The 17,144-nt window shown below is 64.0% G+C and carries 11 protein-coding genes; 3 read left to right on the forward strand and 8 right to left on the reverse strand.

Features of this window, described 5'->3' with window-relative positions; all coding sequences use genetic code 11:
* Positions 1–158: 158 nt before the first annotated feature.
* The 3 genes from fusA to rpsL are packed head-to-tail and all read right to left on the reverse strand — an operon-like array spanning position 159 to position 3,149.
* Positions 159–2,282, reverse strand: a complete 2,124-nt coding sequence (fusA, locus tag C4N9_RS14595) for an elongation factor G (RefSeq protein WP_109534091.1) — start codon at positions 2,280–2,282, stop codon at positions 159–161.
* Between the two features lie 12 nt (positions 2,283–2,294).
* Complete coding sequence (rpsG, locus tag C4N9_RS14600) at positions 2,295–2,765, reverse strand: 30S ribosomal protein S7 (protein ID WP_109534092.1); 471 nt, start codon at positions 2,763–2,765, stop codon at positions 2,295–2,297.
* A gap of 12 nt (positions 2,766–2,777) precedes the next feature.
* A complete protein-coding gene (gene rpsL, locus C4N9_RS14605) occupies positions 2,778–3,149 on the reverse strand; it encodes a 30S ribosomal protein S12 (RefSeq protein ID WP_109534093.1) in 372 nt (123 codons plus the stop codon).
* Between the two features lie 344 nt (positions 3,150–3,493).
* Here rpsL and C4N9_RS14610 point away from each other — a divergent pair, with 344 nt between their 5' ends.
* Positions 3,494–4,348: a glycosyltransferase gene (locus tag C4N9_RS14610; protein WP_109534094.1), complete on the forward strand. Its 855-nt coding sequence runs from the start codon at positions 3,494–3,496 to the stop codon at positions 4,346–4,348.
* Here C4N9_RS14610 and C4N9_RS14615 read toward each other — a convergent pair.
* On the reverse strand, positions 4,296–5,201 hold the full coding sequence (locus C4N9_RS14615; protein WP_109534095.1) for a DMT family transporter: 906 nt from the start codon (positions 5,199–5,201) through the stop codon (positions 4,296–4,298). The two genes, C4N9_RS14610 and C4N9_RS14615, sit on opposite strands and share 53 nt — an antisense overlap.
* A gap of 168 nt (positions 5,202–5,369) precedes the next feature.
* On the opposite strand from C4N9_RS14615, the gene C4N9_RS14620 reads away from it, so the two are divergent.
* Both C4N9_RS14620 and C4N9_RS14625 read left to right on the forward strand, forming a co-directional pair.
* Positions 5,370–6,587: an MFS transporter gene (locus tag C4N9_RS14620; protein WP_109534096.1), complete on the forward strand. Its 1,218-nt coding sequence runs from the start codon at positions 5,370–5,372 to the stop codon at positions 6,585–6,587.
* Positions 6,588–6,633: 46 nt separating this feature from the next.
* Complete coding sequence (locus C4N9_RS14625; protein ID WP_109534097.1) at positions 6,634–7,110, forward strand: hypothetical protein; 477 nt, start codon at positions 6,634–6,636, stop codon at positions 7,108–7,110.
* Between the two features lie 70 nt (positions 7,111–7,180).
* Here C4N9_RS14625 and rpoC read toward each other — a convergent pair whose 3' ends face one another.
* The 4 genes from rpoC to rplJ form a co-directional block, all read right to left on the reverse strand.
* Positions 7,181–11,413 (reverse strand): DNA-directed RNA polymerase subunit beta', encoded by a 4,233-nt coding sequence (rpoC, locus tag C4N9_RS14630; protein ID WP_109534098.1) that lies wholly within the window; start codon positions 11,411–11,413, stop codon positions 7,181–7,183.
* 97 nt (positions 11,414–11,510) lie between these two features.
* Positions 11,511–15,647 carry a DNA-directed RNA polymerase subunit beta gene (gene rpoB, locus C4N9_RS14635; protein ID WP_109534099.1) on the reverse strand — a complete coding sequence of 1,379 codons (4,137 nt, stop codon included), beginning with the start codon at positions 15,645–15,647 and terminating at the stop codon, positions 11,511–11,513.
* A 266-nt stretch (positions 15,648–15,913) separates the two neighbouring features.
* Positions 15,914–16,297, reverse strand: coding sequence for a 50S ribosomal protein L7/L12 (gene rplL / locus C4N9_RS14640; RefSeq protein WP_109534100.1), 384 nt, complete (start codon positions 16,295–16,297; stop codon positions 15,914–15,916).
* Positions 16,298–16,365: 68 nt separating this feature from the next.
* Complete coding sequence (rplJ, locus tag C4N9_RS14645; RefSeq protein WP_109534101.1) at positions 16,366–16,881, reverse strand: 50S ribosomal protein L10; 516 nt, start codon at positions 16,879–16,881, stop codon at positions 16,366–16,368.
* Positions 16,882–17,144: the final 263 nt, after the last annotated feature.

Below are 17,144 nucleotides of genomic sequence, written 5' to 3' on the forward strand. Positions count from 1 at the left end.
CCGTGGTCAACGTGGCCGATCGTGCCGATGTTAACGTGCGGTTTCGTCCGTTCAAACTTTGCCTTCGCCATGATGGCAGCTCCTTGTTCGTGTGTCGGTGATGCCGGGCAGATCCCGGCCTACAGGGGTGGTAGGGCGGGGTTATCCCCGCCTCACCGTCAAGCGTATTTCTTCTGGATCTCTTCCGAGAGGTTCTGCGGAACCGCGTCGTAATGGTCGAACAGCATCGTGAACACCGCCCGGCCCGAGGACATCGAGCGCAGGTTGTTGATGTAGCCGAACATGTTCGCCAGGGGCACCATCGCGTTGATGACGTTGGCGTTGCCGCGCGATTCCTGACCCTGGACCATGCCACGACGGCTGGTGAGGTCGCCGATGATCGAACCGGTATATTCTTCCGGCGTCACGACCTCGACCTTCATGATCGGCTCGAGCAGCTTCGCACCGGCCTTTTTCAGACCTTCCCGCATCGCGGCGCGCGAGGCGATTTCGAAGGCCAGCACCGACGAGTCGACGTCGTGGAACGCACCGTCAAGCAGCGCGACCTTGAAGTCGATCACCGGGAAGCCGGCCAGCGGGCCCGAATCCATCACCGACTTGATGCCCTTCTCGACACCGGGGATGTATTCCTTCGGCACCGCACCACCGATGATGCGGCTTTCGAACGAATAACCCTCGCCCGGTTCGGTCGGGGTGATCTCGAGCTTCACGCGCGCGAACTGGCCGGTACCACCGGTCTGTTTCTTGTGCGTGTAGTCGACCTCGGCGGGGTGCGAGATGGTCTCACGATACGCCACCTGCGGCGCACCGATATTGGCCTCGACCTTGAATTCGCGCTTCATGCGGTCGACGAGGATGTCGAGATGGAGTTCGCCCATCCCTTTCATGATCGTCTGGCCCGATTCGAAGTTGGTCTCGACGCGGAACGAGGGGTCTTCGGCAGCCAGGCGCGCCAGGGCGAGGCCCATCTTCTCCTGGTCGGCTTTCGACTTCGGCTCGACGGCGATCTCGATCACCGGCTCGGGGAACGACATGGTTTCCAGAACCACCTGCTTCTGGGCATCCGACAGCGTGTCGCCGGTGGTGGTTTCCTTCAGACCCGCCAGCGCGATGATGTCGCCCGCGAAGGCTTCTTCGATTTCCTCGCGGTTGATGGCGTGCATCATCATCATCCGGCCAATGCGCTCGCGCTTGCCCTTCGTGGTGTTCATGATCTGGTCGCCCTTCTTCAGGACGCCCGAATAGATCCGGGTGAAGGTCAGCGAACCCACGAACGGGTCGTTCATGATCTTGAACGCCAGGGCCGAGAACGGCGCGGCATCGTCGGCGGGACGCTCGATGTTGCGCTCTTCGGTCTCGTCGTCGGGCGAGAAGCCCTTCAGCAGCGGCACGTCGATCGGCGCGGGCAGCAGGTCGATGACCGCGTTCAGCAGGGGCTGGACGCCCTTGTTCTTGAACGCCGACCCACCCAGGACCGGGAAGAACGACAGCGACAGGGTGCCCTTGCGGAGCAGGGCGCGCAGGGTCGCCTCGTCGGGCTCGTTGCCCTCGAGGTACTCCATCATCGCCTCGTCGTCCATGTCGACGGCCATTTCGATCATCTTGCCGCGCCATTCGTCGGCGAGATCCTGAAGCTCGGCACGGATCGGCTGACGAACCCAGCTTGCGCCGAGATCTTCACCCTTCCAGACCCATTCTTCCATCTTGATCAGGTCGACGATGCCTTCCAGCTGGTCCTCGGCGCCGATCGGGAACGCGATCGGGCAGGGGGTGCCGCCGGTGCGGTCCTTGATCATCTCGACGCACTTGAAATAGTCGGCGCCGATCTTGTCCATCTTGTTGACGAACACGATCCGCGGGACCTTGTAGCGGTCGGCCTGACGCCACACCGTTTCGGTCTGCGGCTCGACACCGGCGTTACCGTCCAGGAGGCAGACGGCGCCGTCGAGAACCGCCAGCGAACGCTCGACTTCGATGGTGAAGTCGACGTGGCCGGGCGTGTCGATGATGTTGAAGCGGTACTTGGTGTCCGAGGTGCCTTCGGCGGTCGGATCTTCCTGACGCTGCCAGAACGTGGTCGTGGCGGCCGAGGTGATCGTGATCCCGCGTTCCTGCTCCTGCTCCATCCAGTCCATGGTCGCGGCGCCGTCATGGACTTCGCCGATCTTGTGGGACTTGCCGGTGTAGAAGAGGATGCGCTCGGTCGTGGTCGTCTTGCCGGCATCGATGTGGGCCATGATGCCGAAGTTACGATATCGCGTGAGCGGATAGTCGCGTGCCATGGTCGGGAATCCTTACCAGCGGTAGTGGCTGAACGCTTTGTTCGCGTCGGCCATCTTGTGGGTGTCTTCACGCTTCTTGACGGCCGTGCCGCGGTTGTTGACCGCATCCGACAGCTCGCCCGCGAGGCGCTCTTCCATGGTGTTTTCGTTGCGCTTGCGCGCGGCGGTGATCAGCCAGCGGATGGCCAGCGCTTCACGGCGCTCGGTGCGGACTTCGACGGGGACCTGGTAGGTCGCACCACCGACGCGGCGCGAACGGACTTCGACGGCCGGCTTGATGTTGTCCAGCGCCTCGTGGAAGACCTCGATCGGCGCGCGCTTGAGGCGCTTCTCGACGCGGTCCAGCGCGTTGTAGACGATGGATTCGGCGACCGACTTCTTGCCGTCGACCATCAGGTTGTTCATGAATTTGGTCAGCACGGTATCGCCAAATTTGGCGTCCGGCAGGACTGCGCGCTTTTCAGCAGCGTGACGACGCGACATGGATGTCTCTCCTTACTTCGGACGCTTCGCGCCGTATTTCGAGCGGCGCTGACGACGGTCTTTGACGCCCTGCGTATCGAGCACGCCGCGCAGGATGTGGTAACGGACACCCGGAAGGTCCTTGACGCGGCCGCCGCGGATCAGCACGACCGAGTGCTCTTGCAGGTTGTGCTTTTCGCCGGGGATGTAGCTGATCACCTCGTAGCCGTTGGTCAGACGCACTTTGGCGACTTTCCGCATAGCCGAGTTCGGCTTCTTCGGCGTCGTGGTGTAGACGCGGGTGCAGACGCCGCGCTTCTGCGGGCAGTTCTCCAGGTGCTGCGACTTGGAGCGTTTCACTTTCGGCTGCCGCGGCTTGCGGATCAGCTGTTGAATCGTAGGCATTCAGCTCGCCCTATCTCTTGCGGCCCGTTCAACCACCGTTCGTCAACGGGGAATCCGGGGGCAGTTCGTTTTGTCTGCCTTGCGCGTCCGCAAAGCACAAAACCGCCGACGCGCCCTTTCCGGGGGTTGGCGTCGCGGTGGAATCTCAGAGGATCGGGGCATGCACCGCCCGGATCGTGACCACTATTGTGTTCTTGTAAGCCCCGGATTCGGCACAGACCGATCCCGGGTGCGCGCCGTATAGGGGGAGTCGCCCCCCTTGTCAACACGCCGCACCCGGTCCAAGCCGCGTTGCCGCGCGCCCGCGCCCTTGCTACGTTACGAAAAAACAATGGGGCAGGCATATGGCCATCAAGGAGTATCTCGAGCGCCGGCGCGCGTCGCGCAGCGCCCATGTCATCGGCCTGTGCCGCTTCTCGTATCCCGCCCTGGGCGGCTTCAAGACCGAGCACGACACGCCCGAGGAGCGGGCGAAGTTCCTCTACGCGCCCGAGCGGCTGGACGAGCGTTTTCGCCTGTTCGAAACCTTTACCCTGCCGTCCCTGCGCACCCAGACCGACCAGGATTTCATCTTCCTGGTCGTCGTGGGCGAGGATTTCCCGCCCGAGCGCATGGAGCAACTGCGCCGGATCACCGCCGATATCGAACAGGTCGTCATCGTCCCGCGTGCGCCGGGCCGGCATCGCGACGTGATGAAAGAGGTGATCGACGAATACCGCGTGCCGGGCAGCTATTCGATCCAGTTCCGGCTGGATGACGACGACGCGATCGGCGTGGGGTTCGTGCATAAATGCCGCCGCATCCTCGATCAGAACTTCATGCTGTTCGAAGGCTCGCGCCACGTGGCGATCGACTTTACCCGTGGCTGGAACGCCCGCCCGACGGCCAAGGGCCTCCAGGCCGAGCGGCAGAAGGCGCTGTATCTCGGCGTGGCCTTCGCCATCGCCTTCCGTCCCGATACCGATCTGTGCGTGATGAACTTCACCCATCACGAAGTCTGGCAGCATATGCCGACCATCACCCGCACCGATCCCGATATGTGGATCCGGGGCGTCAACGATCACAACGATTCCGGCGACCGGATTGGCACCAAGCTGCGCTACCTGACGCCCGAGGAAGAGACGAAGTTCGAGAAAGCCTTCGGCGTCACCCAGGAACACGTCCGCTCGGTGTACCACGATGTAACCGACGGCGCGTGACGCGCTCGCGGTAGAAGGTGAACAACCCCGTCGCCACGATCAGCCCGGCCCCCAGCAGCGTCACCGGGTCGGGCCATTCGGCGAATAGCAGGAAACCCAGCACCAGCGCCCAGACAAGGCCCGAATAGCGAAACGGCGTGACGAAACCCAGCTCTCCCGTCCGCACCGCCATCACCGCCATCAGATAGCCCGCGACGATGGCGACCGAGGTCGCCAGCAACAGCGGCCCGGTCACCAGATCGGGCGCCACGAAGCTTTCGCCCATGGCCCCCGCCAGACCGAAGAGCATCACCGCCGTGCCGTTGGCCCAGGCGATCAGCAGCGACGGCACCTCGCGGGACACGCGGCGGGTAAGCAATTCGCGCAGGGTCACGAAGGCCACGCAAACCAGCGCGTAAAGCGCGTGGATGTCGAAGGCCCCGGCCTGCGGACGGACCACCATGAGAACGCCCAGAAAGCCCATGCCGATCGCCGCCAGGCGCTTCCAGCCGACCGGCTCGCGCAGGAACAAGGCCGCGCCCAGCGTCACGGTCAGCGGCAGGGCCTGCAGGATCGCGGTCAGGTTGGCAATGGGCATGTGGTAGAGCGCCTGCAGGAAGAACCAGACCGAGCCGGTATCGGCCAGCGTGCGTCCCGCCACCAGCCAGCGGTCGCGCCGCGCCAGTCGAACGTGAAACGCGCCCGCGCGCCACGCGATCAGGCCCAGGATCACCGTCACGCCAAGTCCGCGCCAGGCCAGCGTCTGGAACATCGGCAGGGTCTGGCCCAGCAATTTCATCACCGAATCCGACAGCGTGAAGGCCGCCATGCCGGTCATCATCAGAATCGCGCCGCGCGCATTGTCGGACAGCATGGGCCCACCCCGGCAGGAACCTGCCGGTGATGGCATTTCACAGGCGAAAAGAAAAGCGTCCTGATGCGCGCCGGACTTGCCGCGACCGGGCGCAAGGGCTAGGTGAGCGGGGCAGGGAGGCGCCATACGGGACCGGCCTCCTGGTCCCCCGAACACGAAGCGACACGCATGACCGATCTCGCGCCTGATTGCGCCAACGGCCTCGGACGTCCCGGCGGCCGGCATATCCCCGCCGGAACGGTGATCACCGCGCTGGCGATGGGCGGCTTCGCCATCGGCATGACCGAATTTGCCTCGATGGCCTTGCTGCCCGATTTCGCCGCGGAACTGGGTGTGACCGAGGCCCGCGCGGCCGATGCGATCAGCGCCTACGCGCTGGGGGTCGTCGTCGGCGCCCCGCTTCTGGCCGTGGCTGCCGCGCGGTTTCGCAAGCGGATGCTGCTGATCTGGCTGATGGTGGCCTTTGCGCTGTTCAATCTTCTCTCGGCGCTGGCGCCCGGTTTCGGCACCTTCACCCTTGCCCGGTTCCTGTCGGGCCTGCCGCATGGGGCCTATTTCGGCGTGGCGATGCTGGTCGCCGCGTCGGTCGTGCCGCCCAACCGCAAGGCCTATGCCGTGGCGCGGGTCTTTCTGGGCCTGACGCTGGCCACGACCATCGGCGTGCCCGCGGCGAGCCTTCTGGCGCAGCTGCTCAACTGGCGCGCGGCGTACCTGATCGTCGTCGTGCTGGCGCTGCTGACCGCGCTGGCGGTGCTGTGGAAGGCGCCACGCACGCCTGCCAATCCCGATGCCGCGCCGCTGAAAGAGCTGGGCGCGCTGAAGAACCGGCAGGTCTGGCTGACGCTGCTGACCGGCGCGATCGGCTTCGGCGGCTTCTTCGCGGTCTATACCTATATCGCCTCGACGGTCCAAAGCACGCTCGGCGCCGATGAAAGCGCGGTGGCGATCATGCTGTTCATCACCGGCATCGGCATGACCTTCTTCACGCTGTTCATGGGCTGGTGCGCCGACCGCAACCTGAACCTGACCGCCTATGTGTCCTTCGGCGGCGGGGCGGTGGTGCTGCTCCTGTTCCCCTTCGCGGTGCAGACCGGGCTGTGGGCGATGGGCGTCGCGGTGTTCATGATGTGCCTGCTCAGCGGGGTGTCGACCGTGCTGCAGACCCGCCTGATGAACATCGCGGGCGACGCGCAGCAACTGGCGGCCTCGCTGCACCATGCGGGCTTCAACGTGGCGAATGCGCTGGGACCGTTCCTGGCCGCGCGCTTCATCGCGGCGGGCTACGACTTCCCCGTCGCGGGCTATGTCGGCGCAGCGCTGAGCGCGGCGGGCTTCGTGCTGTTCGCGATCACCCTGTGGGACGCAAGGCGCAGCGGGGTCGAGTAGGCCCACGCGGCCTTTACCCGCCCCGGTACACGGGTATCCTGAGCGAATGTACAGGCTCAAACCCGGCATCAAGCAGGATCCGCTGCGCCGCTGGCGGTTGCCTGACCGGATCTTCTTCGGTCACGGCGCCTGTCATATCCTGGCCGGGGTGTATCTGCACGACGCCCCGCTGCCCGGCTTCCGGGCCGAGCGCATCATCCCCGGCGACGGCAAGCCCGGGAACCATGTCTACGTCACCGATGGGACGATTGCCTTCGACTTCCACGGGTATTCCGACCGGGAGGCCCTGTTGACGCATCATGTCCGGGGATGGCGGCGGGTGAGCGGTCCCGAGTGGCGCTGCACGGTGGAAAGCGTGCGTTTCGACCTTCTCGACACCTTGGCACTGAACGCGCGCAAGATGCGGGGACCGGATCAGTATTGGGGCGACGCGGTTGTCCGGGCGCGGGCCTTTCTGGCGCGTTTCGATCACGCCGCCTGCGCCGAGCGGGCGCGACAGCGTGGGGGCACTGCCAGAGAGTGAGCCGCCGATGCCAACGAAAAGCCCCCCGCAAGCAGCTTGCGGGGGGCTTTGTTCTAAAAAGATCCGGCGATCAGCGGTCGTCGTCATCCGCCTGAGGCTCGGCGAAGACCTGGTCCGCGGTGGGCTCGCCCGAGGGGGCGACCAGCACGGCTTCGGCTTCGGCGCGGCGCTGTTCGATCACCTCGGCATCGCGGTCGGCGGCGATCTTGCGGGTCGCGGTGGCGACGCCGCCCGTGCCCGCCGGGATCAGACGACCGACGATGACGTTCTCTTTCAGGCCCACCAGCTTGTCGCGCTTGCCGATGACCGAAGCCTCGGTCAGCACGCGGGTGGTCTCCTGGAACGAGGCCGCCGAGATGAAGCTGCGGGTCTGCAGCGACGCCTTGGTGATGCCCAGAAGGATCGGCTCGCCCTTGGCGGGACGCAGGCCCATCGCCTCGACCTTTTCGTTGGCCTCGTCGAACTCGAACTTGTCAACGGTTTCGCCCTTCAGCAGCGTGGTGTCGCCGCTGTCGAGGATCTCGTATTTCTGCAGCATCTGCCGCACGATAACCTCGATGTGCTTGTCGTTGATCTTCACGCCCTGCAGGCGGTACACGTCCTGCACTTCGTCGATCAGATAGTTCGCCAGAGCCTCGATCCCCAGGATCCGCAGGATGTCGTGCGGCGCGGGGTTGCCATCCATGATGTAGTCGCCGCGCTGGACGAAATCGCCCTCCTGCACGGGGATGTGCTTGCCCTTGGGCACCAGGTATTCGGCCGGTTCGACATTCTCGTCCACCGGCTCGATCGAGATACGGCGCTTGTTCTTGTAGTCCTTGGCAAAGCGCACATAGCCGTCGATTTCGCAGATGATCGCGTGATCCTTCGGACGACGGGCTTCGAACAGTTCCGCCACGCGGGGAAGACCCCCGGTGATGTCCTTGGTCTTGGCCCCTTCGCGCGGGATACGGGCGACAACGTCACCCGGGCGCACGTCCTGCCCGTCCTCGACCGACAGAATCGCGTCGACCGACATCGGGTAGGTGACCGGGTTGCCCGCATCGTTGCGCATCGGCTCGCCGGTTTCCTTGTTCATGACGATGATCTCGGGCTTGAGATCGCCGCCACGCGGAACCGAACGCCAATCCGTGACGATCTTCTGCGACATGCCGGTGGCATCGTCGGTGTCTTCGCGCACCGACAGGCCCGCGATCAGGTCCACGAACTTCGTCACACCGGCCTTTTCGGCGATGATCGGCAGGGTATAGGGGTCCCATTCGTAGAGCTTGTCGCCACGCTGCACGTCCTGACCGTCGCGCACGAAGAGCTTCGTGCCGTAGGTCAGCTTGTGCGAGGCGCGCTCGACACCGTTTTCGTCGATGATCGCGATCTGCATGTTCCGGCCCAGAACGATCAGGTCGCCCGAGGCGTTTTCCAGAACGTTGGTGTTGCGGAACTCGATCTTGCCCGCCGAACCCGATTCCTGGAACGACTGCGAACCGCCCTGCGCGATGCCGCCGATGTGGAAGGTCCGCATCGTCAGCTGCGTGCCCGGTTCACCGATCGACTGCGCGGCGATGATGCCCACCGCTTCGCCCTTGTTGACCAGCGTACCGCGTGCCAGGTCGCGACCATAGCACTTGGCGCAGACGCCCTCTTCCGCTTCACAGGTCAGCGGCGAGCGGATCTTCACCGTGGCAAGGCCCGCGGCTTCGATCAGGTCGGCGTCGCGTTCGTCGATGAGCTGGTTATGCTCGACGACGATCTCGCCGGTGGCCGGGTTGATCACGTCCTCGGCCGCGACACGGCCCAGGATACGCTCGGCCAGCGAGGCGACGACCTCACCGTCGTTGATCGCCGCCGAGGCGGTGATCGAACGGTCGGTGCCGCAATCGTCCGCACGGACGATGCAGTCCTGCGCCACGTCCACCAGACGGCGGGTCAGGTAACCCGAGTTCGCCGTCTTCAGCGCGGTATCGGCCAGACCCTTCCGGGCGCCGTGGGTCGAGTTGAAGTACTCGAGCACGGTCAGGCCTTCCTTGAAGTTCGAGATGATCGGCGTTTCGATGATCTCGCCCGACGGCTTGGCCATGAGGCCGCGCATACCGCCCAGCTGCTTCATCTGGGCGGGCGAACCCCGCGCGCCCGAGTGCGACATCATGTAGACCGAGTTCGGCTCGAGCTCGCGGCCCTCGTCGTCGTAACGGACGGCCGAGATTTCCGCCATCATCGCCGCCGCGACCGCGTCCGAGGCTTTCGACCAGGCATCGACGACCTTGTTGTACTTCTCACCCTGGGTGATCAGACCGTCGAGATATTGCTGTTCGAATTCCTTCACCTGATCGCGGGTCTCGTTGACGAGATCCCACTTGGTGCCCGGAATCAGCATGTCGTCCTTGCCGAACGAGATGCCGGCGCGGAACGCCTGACGGAAGCCCAGACCCATGATCTGGTCGCAGAAGATGACCGATTCCTTCTGACCGCAATAGCGGTAGACGGTGTCGATGACGTTCTGCACGTCTTTCTTCCGCAGCAGGCGGTTGACCAGCTCGAAGGGCGCCTTGGCGTTGAGCGGCAAGAGACCGCCCAGACGCAGACGGCCCGGCGTGGTCTCGTAGCGCTTGACGACCTCGTTGCCGCTTTCGTCGATCTGCAGGATCCGGCCGGTGACCTTGGCGTGCAGATGCACCTCGCCCGAGGCGAGCGCGTGCTCGACCTCGTCGATATCGGCGAAAGCCATGCCTTCGCCCTTCATGCCCTCGCGCATCATGGTGGTGTAGTAGAGACCCAGCACCATGTCCTGCGACGGAACGATGATCGGCGCGCCGTTGGCGGGCGACAGAACGTTGTTCGTCGACATCATCAGCACGCGCGCTTCCAGCTGGGCTTCCAGCGAGAGCGGGACGTGAACGGCCATCTGGTCCCCGTCGAAGTCGGCGTTGAAGGCCGAGCAGACCAGCGGGTGAAGCTGGATGGCTTTCCCTTCGATCAGCTGGGGTTCGAACGCCTGGATGCCCAGACGGTGCAGCGTCGGCGCGCGGTTCAGAAGAACCGGATGCTCGCGAATGACCTCGTCGAGGATATCCCAGACCTCGGGACGCTCTTTCTCGACCAGCTTCTTCGCCTGCTTGACCGTCGAGGACAGGCCCTTGGCTTCCAGCCGCGAATAGATGAACGGCTTGAACAGCTCGAGCGCCATCTTCTTGGGCAAGCCGCATTGATGCAGCTTCAGCTCAGGCCCGGTCACGATGACCGAACGGCCCGAAAAGTCGACCCGCTTGCCCAGAAGGTTCTGGCGGAAGCGGCCCTGCTTGCCTTTCAGCATGTCCGACAGCGACTTCAGCGGGCGCTTGTTGTTGCCCGTGATGACGCGGCCGCGACGGCCGTTATCGAACAGCGCATCGACCGATTCCTGCAGCATCCGCTTTTCGTTGCGCACGATGATGTCGGGCGCACGAAGCTCGATCAGACGCTTCAGACGGTTGTTCCGGTTGATCACCCGGCGATACAGGTCGTTGAGATCCGAGGTCGCGAAGCGGCCCCCGTCCAGCGGCACCAGCGGGCGCAGCTCGGGCGGGATGACCGGCAGCACGGTCAGGATCATCCATTCGGGACGGTTGCCCGATTCCAGGAAGCTCTCAACCACCTTCAGGCGCTTGATGATCTTCTTGGGCTTCAGCTCGCCGGTGGCTTCCTTCAGCTCTTCGCGCAGCTTCTCGGCTTCCGACGCCAGGTCGATGGCCGACAGCATCTCGCGGATCGCCTCGGCGCCGATGCCGGCGGTGAAGGCGTCAGCGCCGAAATTGTCCTGCGCGTCGAGATATTCCTCTTCGGTCATCAGCTGGCCATAGGACAGCTCGGTCAGACCGGGTTCGATCACCACGTAGTTCTCGAAATAGAGGATGCGTTCCAGATCGCGCAGCGTCATGTCCAGCATCAGGCCGATGCGCGAGGGCAGCGACTTGAGGAACCAGATATGCGCGACCGGCGAGGCCAGCTCGATATGGCCCATCCGTTCGCGGCGGACCTTCTGCAGCGTGACTTCGACGCCGCATTTCTCGCAGACGACGCCGCGATACTTCATGCGCTTGTACTTGCCGCACAGGCATTCGTAATCCTTGATCGGCCCGAAGATGCGCGCGCAGAACAGGCCGTCACGCTCGGGCTTGAACGTGCGGTAGTTGATCGTCTCGGGCTTTTTGATTTCCCCGTAGGACCACGACAGGATGCGTTCCGGCGAGGCGAGCGAGATCTTGATCTCGTCGAACTGCTTGGGCGCGGCCAGCGGGTTGAACGGGTTCGTGGTCAGTTCCTGGTTCATCGTATGATCCTTGATGCGGCTCGGAGGGGGGACGGGCGCGGTGCGTGGGGACCACGCACCCTACAGCGTCGTGCAGGATGCGTGGCGGAACGCGCCGTTACTCGTCTTCCTCCGAATCCAGGAGTTCCATGTTCAGGCCGAGGCCGCGGACTTCCTTCACCAGAACGTTGAAGGATTCGGGCACACCGGCCTCGAAATTGTCCTCGCCCTTGACGATGCTCTCGTAGACCTTGGTCCGGCCGGCCACGTCGTCCGACTTCACCGTCAGCATCTCCTGCAGGGTATAGGCGGCGCCGTAGGCTTCCAGAGCCCAGACCTCCATTTCCCCCAGACGCTGACCGCCGAACTGCGCCTTGCCACCCAGCGGCTGCTGCGTGACGAGCGAGTACGGCCCGGTGGAGCGTGCGTGCAGCTTGTCGTCGACAAGGTGGTGCAGCTTCAGCATGTACTTGACGCCCACGGTGACCGGACGCGCGAACTGCTCGCCCGAGCGGCCGTCGAACACGATCGACTGACCGCTTTCGTTGAAGCCCGCCCGCTTGAGCGCGTCGTTGACGTCCATCTCCTTGGCGCCGTTGAAGACCGGCGTGCCGATGGGCACCCCCTTGGTCACGGCCGAGGCCGCCTCGACCAGGCGTTCTTCGTCCATGCCGGCGAACGCGTCGTCATAGACCTGATCGCCATAGCCGTGCTTGAGCGCGTCGCGCACCGGCGTCAGGTCGCCCGAGCGGCGGTATTCCTGCAGCGCCTCGTCGATCTGGATCCCCAGACCGCGCAGGGCCCAGCCCATATGCGTCTCCAGGATCTGACCGACGTTCATCCGCGACGGCACGCCCAGCGGGTTGAGCACCAGGTCGACCGTGGTCCCGTCGGCGAGGAACGGCATGTCCTCTTGCGGCACCACTTTCGACACGACACCCTTGTTGCCGTGACGACCGGCCATCTTGTCGCCCGGCTGCAGCTTGCGCTTCACCGCCAGGAACACCTTGACCATCTTCATCACGCCCGGCGGCAGATCGTCGCCCCGGCGCACCTTCTCGACCTTGTCGTCGAAGCGGTGCGTCAGCTGACGCTTCTGCTGATCGAACAGCGCGTTGAGCGCCTCGACTTCCTGCGCTTCGGCCTCTTCGGCCAGCGCAAGCTGCCACCACTGACCGCGCGACAGGCTGTCGAGCAGTTCTTCGGTGATTTCCGAGTTCGGGCGAACGCCTTTCGGGCCTTTCACCGCGACCTTGCCGAGGATCAGCTGCTTCAGACGCGCGTAGATGTTGCGCTCAAGGATCGCCATCTCGTCATCGCGGTCGCGCGACAGACGTTCGATTTCCTCACGCTCGATCTGCAGCGCGCGCTCGTCCTTGTCGACACCGTGACGGTTGAAGACGCGGACTTCCACGACCGTCCCGTAGGCACCCGGCGGCAGGCGCAGCGAGGTGTCGCGCACGTCCGAGGCTTTCTCGCCGAAAATGGCGCGCAGAAGCTTTTCTTCCGGCGTCATCGGGCTTTCGCCCTTGGGCGTGATCTTGCCGACCAGGATATCCCCGGCCTGCACTTCGGCGCCGATATACACGATCCCGGCTTCGTCGAGGTTGCGCAGGGCTTCCTCGCCGACGTTCGGGATGTCGCGGGTGATCTCTTCCGGCCCGAGCTTGGTGTCGCGGGCGGCGACTTCGTATTCCTCGATATGGATCGAAGTATAGACGTCGTCCTTCAGGATCCGCTCGGAGATGAGGATCGAGTCCTCGTAGTTGTAGCCGTTCCACGGCATGAACGCGACGACGACGTTCCGGCCCACGGCCAGCTCGCCCATATCGGTCGACGGACCATCGGCCACGACCGCGCCGCGTTCGACCACGTCACCCACCTTCACCAGCGGGCGCTGGTTGATGCAGGACGACTGGTTCGAGCGCTTGAACTTGCGCAGGCGGTAGATGTCGACGCCCGGCTCGCCCGGCTCCAGCATCTCGGTCGCGCGGATAACGATCCGCTGCGCGTCGACCTGATCGACGATACCGGCCCGGCGCGCCATGATCGCGGCGCCCGAGTCGCGGGCGACGATGCCTTCGATCCCGGTGCCGACCAGCGGCGCGTCCGACTGCAGCAGCGGGACGGCCTGACGCATCATGTTCGAGCCCATCAGCGCGCGGTTGGCGTCGTCATTCTCAAGGAACGGAATGAGCGAGGCCGCGACCGAGACCAGCTGCTTGGGCGACACGTCGATCATGTCGATGCCTTCGCGCGGGTTCAGCATGAACTCGCCGCCCTGACGGGTGGACACCAGATCGTTGACGAATTCGCCCTGCTCGTTGAGCGTGGCGTTCGCCTGCGCGATGACGTGGCGCTGTTCCTCGGTTGCCGAGAGGTATTGCACCTCATCCGTCACCTTGCCGTCGATGACCTTGCGGTACGGGGTCTCGATGAAGCCGTATTTGTTCACGCGGGCATAGGTGGCCAGCGAGTTGATCAGACCGATGTTCTGACCTTCCGGCGTTTCGATCGGGCACATCCGGCCGTAATGGGTCGGGTGAACGTCGCGAACCTCGAAGCCCGCACGCTCGCGCGTCAGACCGCCCGGCCCGAGAGCCGAGAGACGGCGCTTGTGCGTGACTTCCGACAGCGGGTTGGTCTGGTCCATGAACTGCGACAGCTGCGACGAGCCGAAGAATTCACGCACCGCCGCCGCGGCGGGTTTCGCGTTGATCAGGTCCTGCGGCATGACGGTGTCGATATCGACCGACGACATGCGCTCGCGGATCGCGCGCTCCATGCGCAGAAGGCCCAGGCGGTACTGGTTTTCCATCAGCTCGCCGACCGAGCGCACCCGGCGGTTGCCGAGGTGGTCGATATCGTCGATCTCGCCACGGCCGTCGCGCAGGTCGACCAGCGCCTTGATGCAGGCGATGATGTCTTCGCGGCGCAGAGTGCGCTGGGTATCCGGCGCGTCGAGAGCCAGACGCATGTTCATCTTCACCCGGCCCACGGCGGACAGGTCGTAACGCTCGCTGTCGAAGAACAGGGTGTCGAACAGCGCGGCGGCGGCGTCCACGGTCGGCGGCTCGCCCGGACGCATGACGCGATAGATATCCATCAGCGCCTGTTCGCGGTTCATGTTCTTGTCGGCGGCCAGCGTGTTGCGGATATAGGCGCCCACGTTGACGTTATCGATGTCCAGAACCGACAGCTCGGTGATGCCCTGGTCCAGCAGCGTCTTCAGCGTGCCGCCCTTGACGTCGCCGTCCTTGTCGACTTCCCAGGTAATCTCGTCCCCGGCTTCGATCCAGATCTCGCCGGTTTCCTCGTTGATCACGTCCTGCGCGGCGAACCGGCCCAGGATATTCTCGAACGGCACCAGAAGCTCGGTGATCTGGCCGTCGTCGATCCACTTCTTGACCAGACGCGGGGTGGCCTTGTCACCGGCTTTCAGGATGACCTCGCCGGTGGCGGCATCGACCAGATCCATCGTCGGACGGGTGCCGCGCACGCGCTCGGGGAAGAACTTGGTGACCCAACCGCGGTTCTTCTCAAGCCGGTAGCTGACCTTGTCGTAATAGGCATCCATGATGCCTTCCTGATCCAGCCCCAGCGCATACAGAAGCGTCGTCACCGGCAGTTTGCGGCGACGGTCGATACGCGCGAAGACCAGGTCCTTCGGGTCGAATTCGAAGTCCAGCCACGAGCCGCGATAGGGGATGATCCGGCACTGGAACAACAGCTTGCCCGAGGAATGCGTCTTGCCCTTGTCATGGTCGAAGAACACGCCCGGCGAGCGGTGCATCTGCGACACGACAACGCGCTCGGTGCCGTTGACGATGAAGGTGCCGACCGGCGTCATCAGGGGCATGTCGCCCATGAAGACTTCCTGTTCCTTGATGTCCTTGACCGACTTGGCGCCCGTATCCGGGTCCACATCGAACACGATCAGGCGCAGCGTGACCTTCAGCGGCGCCGAATAGGTCATGTCGCGCTGCTGGCACTCGTCGATGTCGTATTTCGGCTTTTCCAGATCGTACTTGACGAATTCCAGAACTGCGGTCTCGTTGAAGTCCTTGATCGGGAAGACGGACTGGAACGTGCCCATCAGACCTTCGCCGTCGAGGGGCTTGTCGCTGTCACCCGAGCGCAGGAACAGGTCGTAGGACGACTTCTGCACCTCGATCAGGTTGGGCATCTCCAGCACTTCGCGGATCTTGCCGAACATCCGGCGGATGCGCTTCTGGCCAACATAGGACTGAGCCATGCTCGGTATCACCTTTCATCGTTCGCGGATGCGCCTGCCGTCGGGCCTCGGCGGGGCATCCCGTGCGAAACAGAAGCGGAGGCTCCATTCCTGCGAACCGTCCCAAAGGTTCGCTCCCGAGCCTCGACTGCTTCTGGAAGGGGCTTGTCATGCAAGCGCCTGCCGGAAACAGCGTCCAGAAAACAGCTTTGGCCGGGCCCGGATAACTCCGGACCCAGCCATGTCAGGTGGTCAAGGTGCGGCGCACAGGCGCGACACCCTGGCGATTACTTCAGCTCGACCTTGGCGCCAGCGGCTTCCAGCTTGGTCTTGATCTCTTCGGCTTCCGCCTTCGGAGCAGCTTCTTTCACGGCTTTGCCACCGGCTTCGACCAGTTCCTTGGCTTCTTTCAGGCCAAGACCGGTGATGCCGCGGACTTCTTTGATGACCGCGATCTTGTTGCCACCGGCTTCGACGAGGATGACGTCGAATTCGGTTTTCTCTTCTTCGGCAGCGCCAGCGTCGCCACCGGCAGCCGGGCCGGCCATCATGACAGCGCCGCCAGCGGCGGGCTCGATGCCGTACTCATCCTTCAGGATGGTTTTCAGTTCTTGGGCTTCCAGCAGGGTCAGGTTGACGATGCTTTCGGCGAGTGCTTTCAGATCAGCCATTGTTCAGTTCCATTCTAACAGGGTGTTGCCGACATGGGGTGAATACCGCCACGCGGGCCAAGGATTGCTCAAGCGGCGTCCCGCTCCTCCAGGGTGGAGAGGATGCCCGCGATGTTCGAAGCAGGCGCGCCAATCGCACCAGCGATGTTCGAAGCCGGTGCCCCGATGCACGACACGATCGAAGCGATAAGCTCCTCGCGCGACGGCATTTCGGACACGGCCTTCACACCGTTCTGGTCCAGAGCCGAACCGCCCATAGCACCGCCAAGGATCTCGAACTTCTTGTTCTCCTTGGCGTAGTCCACAACCACCTTCGCCGCGGCGACGGGGTCTTCGGAATAGGCGAGTACGGTCATGCCCGTCAGAAGGTTCGCGATGCTGGCGCACGGCTTACCATCCAGGGCGATCTTGGCGAGCTTGTTCTTGGCAACGCGGACGGCCCCGCCTGCTTCACGCATTTTCGCGCGCAGGGCCTGCATCTCGGCAACCGTGAGACCCGCGTAGTGTGCAACCACAACCACGCCAGAGCTTTCGAAGATCTGGCCGAGTTCGTCGACCACTGCTTCTTTTTGGGCTCTATCCACAGGTTTGCTCCAAGTTTGGAGGGCCTTGCGGACCCTCCGGCTCTATTTTCACCGGGTTCACGAAGACCCCGATGTCGGGTCCGCTACGGGTCCGTCCAAGTCATCCCGGGGTCAGCAGATGCCACCCGCTAGAATTCTTATTCTTTCCCGTCTCAGGCAGGACTTATGGAAGGGAGATCCCGACCGCCCACCGTCTCGGACGATGCGCAACGGGGCACGACCGAATCGTCCCCCGCTACAGGGTCGGACAGATAACCGCTAAG

Origin of the sequence: Pararhodobacter marinus, assembly GCF_003122215.1 — a bacterium.
GTDB lineage: Bacteria > Pseudomonadota > Alphaproteobacteria > Rhodobacterales > Rhodobacteraceae > Pararhodobacter > Pararhodobacter marinus.